This window comes from Bartonella gabonensis (genome assembly GCF_903679515.1).
GTDB classification, from domain to species: Bacteria; Pseudomonadota; Alphaproteobacteria; order Rhizobiales; family Rhizobiaceae; genus Bartonella; species Bartonella gabonensis.
Map to the genome: position 1 here is coordinate 55,706 of NZ_CAHOYM010000005.1, position 10,424 is coordinate 66,129.

The window sequence follows — 10,424 nt, forward strand, 5'->3', positions numbered from 1 at the left end:
AATAAAAAAGGAGTAAATTATGTTTAATAAACGGAAATTTTATATCAATGGTCTATGGGATGATCCAAGTACGCCTCACGATTTTGACGTCATTAATCCATCAACAGAAGAAGCTTGTGCTGTCATTAGCCTTGGAAGCACAAAAGATGCCGATAAAGCAATTAACGCAGCGAAAGAAGCGTTTCAAGAATGGAAAACAACTCTACCTCACGAGCGTCTTGGATTTGTTGAAAAAATTTTAGAGATCTATGAAAAACGTTCCAAAGACATGGCTAAAACCATTTCAATGGAAATGGGAGCACCGATTGATATGGCGCTTAATGCGCAAACCGCAGCCGGCGGTTCCCACATTCGCGATTTTATCGAAGCTTATAAAGAGTTTTCGTTCCAAGAAACTTTAATAAAGGGAAATGAGAAAGCAATCCTTCACTACGACCCTATCGGCGTCGTAGGATTAATTACGCCATGGAATTGGCCCATGAATCAAGTCACTCTTAAAGTTATCCCCGCTCTCTTGGCGGGCTGTACCATGGTGTTAAAACCTTCTGAAATTGCGCCTCTTTCTGCTATGCTTTTTGCTGAAATTTTAGATGAAGCCGCGCTTCCTGCTGGTGTTTTTAATTTAATCAATGGTGATGGTGCAACTGTCGGCTCTTATCTTTCAGCACATCCAGATCTAGAAATGATCAGCTTTACTGGTTCAACCAGAGCAGGAAAAGATATTTCTAAAAATGCTAGCGCTACTTTAAAAAGAGTCTGTTTAGAACTTGGAGGAAAAGGCGCTAATATTATCTTTGCTGATGCCGACTCAGATGCTATTCAGCGTGGTGTACGACATTGCTTTCATAATAGTGGACAAAGTTGTAATGCACCGACTCGCATGCTTGTAGAACAGAACATCTATGACAAAGCCATCAAAATAGCCAAATATATCGCAGAAACCACAAAAATAGGACCAAACTGCCAAGAAGGTAATCATATTGGCCCAGTCGTTTCAAAACAACAATATTACAAAATTCAAGATCTTATCCAATCGGGAATTGATGAAGGGGCAACTCTTGTTGCGGGTGGTACTGGTTTACCTATAGGGATGGAACGCGGTTATTATGTCCGTCCAACAGTCTTTGCTGATGTAAAACCTCATATGCGTATTTTCAAAGAAGAAATCTTTGGTCCAGTTCTCTCGATTCTTGCCTTTAGTACAGAAGAAGAAGCCATCGCTTTAGCAAATGACACTGAGTATGGTCTTACAAACTATATTCAATCGCAAGATCGCAATAAATGTCGTCGTATTGCGGCACAAGTACGATCCGGTATGGTGGAAGTTAACGGACATGGATTACCTGATGGAAGCTACTTTGGAGGTGTAAAATTCTCTGGGCGCGCCCGTGAAGGGGGACATTGGGGAATTAAAGAATTTCTCGATAGCAAAGCAATTTCATACTGGTAAAAATCTTATTAAAAACTTAATAGGAATCGTATGGTTATACAGAAAATAACGGATGAAGGTGCTCTTGGGCAACGTCTCGATCAGTGGCTCGCAAAACAATATCATAATGTGCTCTCACGTTCACGTTTGCAAACCCTCATTCGCGAGGGCTGTCTTACAATTGATGGTCAATTTATAAAAGAACCAAAAACAAAATTAAAAGCGAACCAAATAATTGAATTGGCAATGCCTGACCTTCGTGATGCAGAACCTAGCGCTGAAGCCATTGCATTAGACATCCTTTTTGAAGATGATCATGTCATTGTTATTAACAAACCAGCCGGTCTTGTTGTTCATCCTGGCAATGGCAATTGGACTGGTACATTGGTTAATGCCCTTATTTACCACTGTGGAAATAGTTTATCTGGTATAGGTGGTGTTAAACGCCCTGGCATTGTCCATCGTCTTGATAAAAATACAAGCGGTGTTATGGTTGTTGCAAAAAATGATCTGGCTCACAAAAGTCTGAGTGCTCAATTTTCTGATCATGGACGGACCTGCGCATTAGATCGACACTATCATGCCTTGATTTGGGGAATACCTCACCGCAATGTCTGGACAATTGATGCCTCCCTTGGCCGTTCGCCCCATAACCGAACAAAACAAGCTGTCGTCCATAACCAAAACCCTCATGCTCGTCATGCTGTTACACATTTTTCTCTGCTTGAAAAATATGGTACTCTTGCAGACTCGACGTCTTTTGCTAGCCTTCTAGAATGTCGTCTGGAAACCGGACGGACCCATCAAATCCGTGTTCATATGGCGCATATCGGACATCCACTCGTCGGTGATACGGTTTATGGAAATACTTTTAAAACAAAATCAAATGCTCTTAATCCCACTATTAAAGAGGCAATCGATCAATTCAACCGACAAGCACTCCATGCTGCAAGTCTTACTTTTGAACACCCTTCTACCGGTAGAGTTATGTCGTTTTCCGCACCGATGCCTCAAGATATGGCTAAACTTATTAAGCACTTTAAAAAAATGAATTGAAACTTTTCTCCGTTTCAAGACTTCACAATAAAATATCTTTTTTTGAACAAAATCGAAAAATATGCTACAGTGAAGTTATAAGGATAGTTGGCTATCTTAAACATAGAATTTGCCTTATCAGGGAATTCAGATAAAAGGAGGGTGCTATATGGCCCAGATGAATTTGTTATCAGTAATCACAGGTGATGGCGGATTAAACCGTTACTTAGAAGAAGTGCGGCGTTTTCCAATGCTTGAGCCAAAAGAAGAATATATGCTCGCTCAGCGTTATCGTGAGCATAATGATCTAAAAGCTGCACATAAGCTGGTCACCAGCCATTTGCGTCTTGTTGCTAAAATCGCGATGGGATATCGGGGTTATGGACTCCCTATTGGGGAAGTTATTTCAGAAGGCAATATTGGACTCATGCAAGCAGTTAAGCGTTTTGAACCAGAGCGTGGTTTTCGTCTTGCGACTTATGCAATATGGTGGATTAAAGCATCAATCCAAGAATATGTATTGCGGTCTTGGAGTTTGGTGAAAATGGGGACAACCGCTAATCAAAAGCGCTTGTTTTTCAATCTTCGTAAGTTAAAAAATAAACTTCAAGCACTTGATAACGGTGATCTCAATACAGAACAAGTAAAAGAAATTGCGACCCAGTTGAATGTCACAGAGGATGAAGTTGTATCGATGAATCGCCGCCTTGGTGGTGATGCTTCACTCAACGCTCCTCTTCGCACAAAAGAAGGAGAAAACAGTGAGTTGCAAGATTGGTTGGTAGATGAATCTAACAATCAAGAACAAATTTTAATTGAAAAAAGTGAATTAGAAAATCGTCGTTCTATGCTTGTCAATGCCATGGACAATCTCAATGAACGCGAAAGGCGTATATTCAAAGCACGTCGTTTAAATGATATACCATTAACTCTAGAAGAACTCTCTGGTGAATTTAACATTAGTCGAGAACGCGTGAGACAGATTGAAATGCGGGCATTTGAAAAAGTACAAAACTCTATCAGAGATTCTGCTTTATCTCAAAGCCAAGTATAAGACTCTAAAATTAGGTATAAAGCCAATTGCTTGCATATTCTTAAATTGGAAATGAGCAAGGCGTCTATTGGCTTTATATTGGTAAATGAATTTCTCAAATTTTTTAAGTTATTGACGTGTAAACTTTATTGAATACGTTTAGGTGTAAATGATAAAAACGGATGATGAAAAATAACTTTTTATCTCATTTGCATCTATGTTTTATTTTTTTGACCAAGGACCGTTAGTCTATCTTGTTGTGTAAGCCATTTTCCAATAACTTCATTAAAAATAGACTCACCCGTTGGACCTTTTGCAAAGGTTAATTCGTTTATGCGTCCGTTTTTATCCGTTAATACCAAACGCATCCAATGCAATTCTCGCATCAATTGTAAATTTCGATTGAGAAATGGATGATTCTTACTCAATGCAACAAGAAAAAAATCATCATTAATCTTTGCAGAAATAGTTCTTGTTAAAACCTGCCCAATGGCTTGTTCACTCGCTTTAAAGGTTAAAGCTTGAACATTGCTTATAGCTTTACCTGAAAATTTATCAGAAAGAATAAAAATAAGGTCCATAATATATGCTGCAGGAAATGACTGATCGGTATTACGACGTACAATTAACCGTAATGATAGCCCTTCATCGGGAATTGTTATATCACCTTGTATAGCCATTTCTTCTGGAGCGCCCTTTACATGAGATTTCCTTATAAGCGTCCAGCGAGCGCTTCCCGTTGCTACCTTTTCTGCCTCATAATTTGTACGTTCTTGATAAAAAACAGCTTCCCCTGATTTTTCAAGCGATTGCAAATTGCCGGCAACAACTGTTGAGATTCCTTCTTCATCGGAAGAATCTGCCGCTTGTTTTAAACCAACATCAACTTCACTCCCATCCTCTAATAAACGTTGTGTTAACTTTCTCTTAACCGAAAGTGCCTTGGGGCCTCCATGAGAAGCTTGAATATTTTCTTCTAACAATTGAGGAACATTTGATACAAATACACGCTCTCCAATCAAAAAAATACCAACAGTTAAAACAACAAAACTTACAACAGAAACAGCACTTATGACAATACGCCTTTGCACCAATGATTTATTAGCACGACGTAACGCTTGAGAAAAAATATGCGAAACAATATGCGGATTATCTTCTTGTGAAGGAGAAACCTTTAACGTACAGCGATTAACATGCTCAAAAGGCAAATAAGCCTCCATATGAACAGGCTCTGCTTCTGGCATATCTGATAGATAAGGAACATCAAATACCTTGTTATCCTTTGAACGTATCACAAAATCCTGCTTGTTTTTTGTGTTGCCCCCTGAAAATTCATTATTCTTTGGTAATATGGTTTCTTCTGTATATTTTTTATCTTCATTTATATTTGTGAGATTCCACCCAATAACTGAAGAAAGCAACTTCTTTTCAACTGCTAAATATTCTTCTTCAACATTTGTAATAGCACTTTGAAGAATCTTTCTTTGTTCATCTGCTATTGCTTGCGGTATTTTCGCTGTTAAAAATTGATGTTCTAATGTTTCGATAGCCCGTTTATAAATCCGCTTACGCACTTGTGGTGTAATATTACCTTGCGCATTAATTGCCTTTTTTAAGATTCCAACGAAATCTACCATGTCCTCTATAATCTCTCTTAAACTGAGAAAAGAAACCCCAGCCCTAAAGCCAAAACACCTTTTAGCCTCATATATTAATTGTCATTTATATTGGTGCAACTACCGTAATAATGTAAAATGAATATGAAAAATAAACAATGTTATTTTACACCTTTCTCTCACCCGCTCTTTAAAACGCTGTTTGTTAAAAGACACAGAAATGAACAAGGAATCTATATGAAACCTAAAACCAATCATCAATTTGCAAAAGGATCTGTAATAAGAATAGTATCTTCACGTTCTGGACTCGTGGATAATAAAGCTACTTTTGTATTAATCAGTTCTTCGATATAGCGTATATATTTAACAGCCTGCACTGGTAAATCTTCCCACCTCAATGCATGAGCTGTTTTTTCCTTCCAACCTTCTAATGTTTCATAAATAGGCTTTACACGGGCTTGAGTTCCCATGGAAGAAGGTAAATAATCAATCTTTTTACCATCAAGCTCATAACCAATACAAATTTTTATTTCATCCAAACCATCCAGAACATCAAGTTTCGTCAATGCTATACCTTGAACACCACAAATTGCGACCATCTGACGGACTAAAACTGCATCAAACCAACCACATCGACGCTTTCGACCCGTTACAACACCAAATTCATGCCCACGTGTCCCAAGAAATTCACCAATATCATTTATCTGCTCTGTCGGAAACGGCCCTTCTCCAACACGTGTGGTATAAGCTTTTGCAATACCCAAAACATAATGAATGACTCTAGGTCCCATCCCAGATCCTGTACATGCCTGCCCTGCAACTGTATTCGATGATGTTACATAAGGATAAGTTCCAAAATCATTATCGAGTAAAGCACCTTGCGCCCCTTCAAAAAGAATGTGCTTACCCTCCCGATAACCTTCATCTAAAAAATGCCACGTACAATCCATAAAGGGCAGAATTTTATCTGCAACTTGCATCAATTCATCATAAAGCGCTTGAGAATCAATCTCTGCAACCCCCATCCCACGACGCAAAGCATTATGATGTCCCAAAAGCCGCTCAATCTTAGCCATAAGCGTATCTTTTTCTGCTAAATCCATCACTCGGATAGCACGACGTCCCACCTTGTCTTCATAAGCAGGCCCAATACCGCGTTTTGTTGTCCCAATCTTTAAACCCGATAAACCACTTTCTCGAATTGCATCAAGATCACGATGCAAAGAAAGAATTAAGGGAGCATTTTCAGCAATCCGTAAAATTTCTGGTGTAATTTTTATACCCTGATCACAGAGTTTTTTCAATTCTGCAACAAAATGATGAGGATCAACAACAACACCATTACCAATGATTGATAACTTCCCACGAACTAAACCAGACGGTAAAAGTGATAATTTATAACTCACTCCATCAATAACCAATGTGTGGCCAGCATTATGCCCCCCTTGATATCTCACCACAATATCTGCGCGCTCAGACAACCAATCTACAATTTTACCTTTGCCTTCATCACCCCATTGTGTACCGACAACAACTACATTGCCCATAACTTTCTCCGTCGTTTTTGGTCAAAAAAACCAGCCTTCAAAAACAAATACTTCTTTATAACGAAACCTTAGAGCAAGTGCGACTCCTCATTTCAGATTTTTCTCAATCTTCAAGGAATTAAATTTTCAAATTTATGATAATTAAAGATAAGCGAAGACCCAAATATTCTAAATCTGTCATTTTTGTTATAAAAAATAAAAAATGAGAGATTTCAATTCGGGCTTTACCCAACACCTGCCAAAACATTCATTTTTCCTCTTAATCTTTTACAATTGAAGTAACATTATTTAGAAGTAGTTTGTCTGATACAAGAATACGAAAGATCATCATAATCTCTCGTATTCTTTTTCTTTTCTGTTTAAAAACGCGTTGTGAAAATCACCTGTCATTATTTAAAGTTGTGCTTTTTCAACTTGGAACGCCCATTCAAGCCATTGTGTTAAAATTTCAAGGTCGGAAGCCTCGATTGTTATACCCGCCCAAATTCGAAGTCCAGGAGGAGCATCACGATACGAACCGATATCATAAGCAACACCTTCCTCATCAAGGCGTTTCACAATCGCTTTTATAAAAGCTACTCGTTTTTCAGTATCTAAAGCCGTAACCACTGGATCCACAATATCTAAACAAATAGATGTGTTAGAACGCACTTCAGGATCTTTTGCCAAATATTCTAACCATGGTGTTTTACGAACAAAAGCATCAAGTACAGAAAAGTTTTTTTCAACCCGTACTCTTAATGCCGCTGCACCTCCTAGAGACTTTGCCCACTTCAACCCATCAAGAAAATCCTCAACACAAAGCATAGAAGGCGTATTGATTATCTTTCCTTTAAAAATATCTTCGTTCAATTTTCCATTTTTTGTCATACAAAAAAGTTGAGGCATAGGCCAAGCTGGAACATGATTCTCAAGCCTCTCAACAGCACGAGGACTTAAAATCACCATACCATGTGCTGCTTCACCTCCCAAAACTTTTTGCCACGAAAAAGTAACAACATCTAATTTTGAAAAATCAAGATATTGCGCAAAAGCTGCAGATGTTGCGTCACAAATGGTCAATCCTGCTCGCGTATCTGGAATGAAATCCGCATTAGGAATACGCACACCAGAAGTTGTTCCATTCCATGTAAAAACAACATCACGATCAAAATCAAGTTGTGTTAAATCTGGTATTTCACCATATGGAGCTTCAAAACGACGCACATCAGAAAGCTTTAATTGCTCAACAACATCTTTATTCCACCCAAATCCAAAACTTTCCCACGCCGCCATATCAATGCCACGCTCACCTAATAAAGACCATAGAGAAGCTTCAACAGTACCAGTATCTGAACCTGGCATAATTCCTATACGATGATCAGAAGGAACCTCAAGAATCTCACGGGTTAAATTAATAACTTCAGCAAGTTTTAATTCTGCTTCTCTCGATCTATGCGAACGCCCAACTAATGCATTTTTCAGAACATCAAAAGTCCAACCAGGCCGTTTGCTACAAGGACCTGAAGAAAAATTAGTATTATTGGGACGACTGCTTGGTTTTTGTAACATTATCATTATTTCTCCCCTTTTAGATGCCTTGCTTTCTTTATAAAGAAAAACAAATTGTTATAAAGACTACTCAAGAGTCTTTTTAGAAAAAAATCAAAAATGTTTTCTATTATTTCGTAGGCTTAAAATTCACGGAAACTTTGTAAAAAAATCTTTCTTAATCATGCCTCTCAATTGATTCTTTTAATTTTTTCGTATCATCACTACGATAAGATAGCATTCTGATAATAATACACTAATGTATCACAACATACCTATCAAGTTTATTTTATGATAAAGATTCATTAATAACTCTCTAGAATAGGGAGATAAACTTATTAAAAAATCAATTATTTTTCTTTTGATGACTGGACAGAGAAAATTTTAATGTTATAACCGCACACGCTCTATATTTTTTATGAAGAATGCCCAGATAGCTCAGTAGGTAGAGCAGCGGACTGAAAATCCGCGTGTCCGTGGTTCGAATCCGCGTCTGGGCACCACTCTCTTTTTTATTCCTAATAATTTATTGTTTTTATTAGTATTTTTTAAGTGAGGGGTGCGTTAATAAACGTAAGGGAATAGGATTTTGTAATATGCCTCTATAGGACGCCTGCTTTTTTATCAAATTTCTCTAACAATTTTTTAAATTTTGTTAAGTCTTGTTGTGAAAAATTCTCTAAATTTCTAACAAACATACCAACAATTTCACATCTGCATGTATCAGAAGGTTTTATTGTAAAACTCCTTCGACATGTATAGGCTTCTTTTCTTAAAAGTAATGCTTCCTTTTGATCTAAATCATATAATTGTATGATTTTGACTTCCATACCAACCGGTACAGACCTTTTACCAATCTCAACAGAAGATAAAAATGATACAGATACGTCTAATTTCTTAGCCATATCTAAAAGACGTTCTGAGTGATCAACGCGAATTTTGCGTAAAATTTTGCCAAATGATGTAACCATATAAAAAGTCCTGCTAGAGAAGAAATATTTCTTCTGATTCTAACAAATCTTTTCAAAACTTTCTTCAATTATTGCGAATCAAAACTTCTTTTCGAGGTGTTTTTTTTGCCATACCAGATGTCCAAAGGGTCTCTAATTCTAAAAAATTGACTTGAATCCACAATGTAGCTACATTATAATAAAGGTTATGAATGGAGGTACCAATCATGAAAGCCGATTCTGTTGTTCGCGCTCGCATTCCTGTTGAAATGAAAAAACAAGCTATGATTACTTTGGAACGCATGGGACTAAGTGCATCAGACCTTATCCGCATAACATTCTTGCGTGTCGCTGAAGAAGGTTGTTTACCTTTTGAGCTTAAAGTACCTAATAGTGTCACACGTAAAGCTATAAAAGAGTTAGACGAGGGTAAAGGTGAGACATTTAAAAACGCTGATGCCCTTTTTAAGGACTTAGGCATTTAATATGCTGATACCTGTTCGCTCACGACAATTTAAGCGTGACGTGCGCAAGGCGGAAAAACGCGGTAAAGATATGAATAAGCTGCGTACACTATTGAGTCTACTAATTGAAGAAAAACCATTACCAAGACATTATTGTGATCATCCCCTAAAAGGCGATTGGGCTGGATGTCATGATAGTCATATCGAACCAAATTGGCTGCTTATTTATCGAGTTGAAGGAGATAAATTACATCTTATTCGCACTGGAACTCACTCCGACCTTTTCAAAGAATAATTGTATAAAAAATTAAAAATACTTTAACTCTTGGTTATCCATTTTTTTAAGTGTGAGAAGCTATTCTCTAGCGCGTCTATGAAACGAGAAAAATCCATGACAAACATAAAAACAATGAAGGCTAACCACTTCATGATGCATGACATCATCTTTAAGCCTTGATAGGTTTCTATCATCTCATGAAGAAGCTGTTGTTCTGTTTCTGAGAGATCTCGTTCCTTCTTACTTTCCTTGCACCTCATTTTGCCAACCACATAAGCGTGCTCCCTGTTGTTAAAGCTTTTGATCAAAACAATCACAAGCGCTGTTCCTTAAACCGCTTGGCGACAATCACTAGTCCTGTACACGCGGCTAAAACCATAATCCCTGCTAATGCCCATTGAATCGGTCCATTGCCGACCAAAAAACCGCCAAATCCAGAACAAGACCCGATAATCGGCGCTAACGCCTCTATCTTTAAAAGACCCGTTGCCTCCTTCGTTTCTACCCGTTGATAATTTGAAGCAATGTAAGACCCTTTTGCCC

The 10,424-nt window shown here is 37.8% G+C and carries 10 protein-coding genes, 1 tRNA gene and 1 pseudogene; 6 read left to right on the forward strand and 6 right to left on the reverse strand.

The window, feature by feature from the left end; genetic code table 11:
• Nucleotides 1-19: 19 nt before the first annotated feature.
• The 3 genes from HWX04_RS02250 (at nt 20) to rpoH (ending at nt 3,518) form a co-directional block, all read left to right on the forward strand.
• A complete protein-coding gene (locus tag HWX04_RS02250; protein WP_175868612.1) occupies nt 20-1,450 on the forward strand; it encodes an aldehyde dehydrogenase family protein in 1,431 nt (476 codons plus the stop codon).
• Nucleotides 1,451-1,480: 30 nt separating this feature from the next.
• A complete protein-coding gene (locus HWX04_RS02255) occupies nt 1,481-2,485 on the forward strand; it encodes an RluA family pseudouridine synthase (RefSeq protein ID WP_175868613.1) in 1,005 nt (334 codons plus the stop codon).
• Nucleotides 2,486-2,633: 148 nt separating this feature from the next.
• Nucleotides 2,634-3,518: an RNA polymerase sigma factor RpoH gene (gene rpoH / locus HWX04_RS02260; RefSeq protein WP_175868614.1), complete on the forward strand. Its 885-nt coding sequence runs from the start codon at nt 2,634-2,636 to the stop codon at nt 3,516-3,518.
• Nucleotides 3,519-3,712: 194 nt separating this feature from the next.
• Here the strand turns inward: rpoH and HWX04_RS02265 are convergent, their stop codons facing one another.
• From HWX04_RS02265 to HWX04_RS02275, 3 genes are all read right to left on the reverse strand, one after another.
• Nucleotides 3,713-5,134, reverse strand: a complete 1,422-nt coding sequence (locus HWX04_RS02265) for a hypothetical protein (protein ID WP_175868615.1) — start codon at nt 5,132-5,134, stop codon at nt 3,713-3,715.
• A 236-nt stretch (nt 5,135-5,370) separates the two neighbouring features.
• A complete protein-coding gene (locus tag HWX04_RS02270) occupies nt 5,371-6,660 on the reverse strand; it encodes an adenylosuccinate synthase (protein ID WP_175868616.1) in 1,290 nt (429 codons plus the stop codon).
• 393 nt (nt 6,661-7,053) lie between these two features.
• Nucleotides 7,054-8,217, reverse strand: a complete 1,164-nt coding sequence (locus HWX04_RS02275) for a phosphoserine transaminase (RefSeq protein WP_175868617.1) — start codon at nt 8,215-8,217, stop codon at nt 7,054-7,056.
• A 400-nt stretch (nt 8,218-8,617) separates the two neighbouring features.
• On the opposite strand from HWX04_RS02275, the gene HWX04_RS02280 reads away from it, so the two are divergent.
• Nucleotides 8,618-8,693, forward strand: a tRNA-Phe gene (locus tag HWX04_RS02280).
• 99 nt (nt 8,694-8,792) lie between these two features.
• Here HWX04_RS02280 and HWX04_RS02285 read toward each other — a convergent pair.
• Complete coding sequence (locus HWX04_RS02285; protein WP_175868618.1) at nt 8,793-9,161, reverse strand: helix-turn-helix domain-containing protein; 369 nt, start codon at nt 9,159-9,161, stop codon at nt 8,793-8,795.
• 206 nt (nt 9,162-9,367) lie between these two features.
• Here HWX04_RS02285 and HWX04_RS02290 point away from each other — a divergent pair, with 206 nt between their 5' ends.
• Entirely contained in the window at nt 9,368-9,625 is a 258-nt protein-coding gene (locus HWX04_RS02290) for a type II toxin-antitoxin system RelB/DinJ family antitoxin (RefSeq protein WP_175868619.1), read from the forward strand.
• A gap of 1 nt (nt 9,626) precedes the next feature.
• Nucleotides 9,627-9,899: a type II toxin-antitoxin system YafQ family toxin gene (locus HWX04_RS02295; protein WP_175868620.1), complete on the forward strand. Its 273-nt coding sequence runs from the start codon at nt 9,627-9,629 to the stop codon at nt 9,897-9,899.
• Between the two features lie 23 nt (nt 9,900-9,922).
• Here HWX04_RS02295 and HWX04_RS02300 read toward each other — a convergent pair whose 3' ends face one another.
• Together HWX04_RS02300 and HWX04_RS02305 are read right to left on the reverse strand one after the other, a co-directional pair.
• Nucleotides 9,923-10,153: a hypothetical protein gene (locus tag HWX04_RS02300; RefSeq protein ID WP_175868624.1), complete on the reverse strand. Its 231-nt coding sequence runs from the start codon at nt 10,151-10,153 to the stop codon at nt 9,923-9,925.
• Between the two features lie 41 nt (nt 10,154-10,194).
• A pseudogene (locus HWX04_RS02305) lies at nt 10,195-10,424 on the reverse strand (lysozyme); the annotation flags it as partial.

Excerpts from the sequence above, each read along its gene's own strand:
- HWX04_RS02250 (WP_175868612.1), top strand. The coding sequence starts at position 20 with ATGTTTAATAAACGGAAATTTTATATCAATGGTCTATGGGATGATCCA.
- HWX04_RS02255 (WP_175868613.1), top strand. The coding sequence starts at position 1,481 with ATGGTTATACAGAAAATAACGGATGAAGGTGCTCTTGGGCAACGTCTC.
- rpoH (WP_175868614.1), top strand. The coding sequence starts at position 2,634 with ATGGCCCAGATGAATTTGTTATCAGTAATCACAGGTGATGGCGGATTA.
- HWX04_RS02265 (WP_175868615.1), bottom strand. The coding sequence starts at position 5,134 with ATGGTAGATTTCGTTGGAATCTTAAAAAAGGCAATTAATGCGCAAGGT.
- HWX04_RS02270 (WP_175868616.1), bottom strand. The coding sequence starts at position 6,660 with ATGGGCAATGTAGTTGTTGTCGGTACACAATGGGGTGATGAAGGCAAA.
- HWX04_RS02275 (WP_175868617.1), bottom strand. The coding sequence starts at position 8,217 with ATGATAATGTTACAAAAACCAAGCAGTCGTCCCAATAATACTAATTTT.
- HWX04_RS02285 (WP_175868618.1), bottom strand. The coding sequence starts at position 9,161 with ATGGTTACATCATTTGGCAAAATTTTACGCAAAATTCGCGTTGATCAC.
- HWX04_RS02290 (WP_175868619.1), top strand. The coding sequence starts at position 9,368 with ATGAAAGCCGATTCTGTTGTTCGCGCTCGCATTCCTGTTGAAATGAAA.
- HWX04_RS02295 (WP_175868620.1), top strand. The coding sequence starts at position 9,627 with ATGCTGATACCTGTTCGCTCACGACAATTTAAGCGTGACGTGCGCAAG.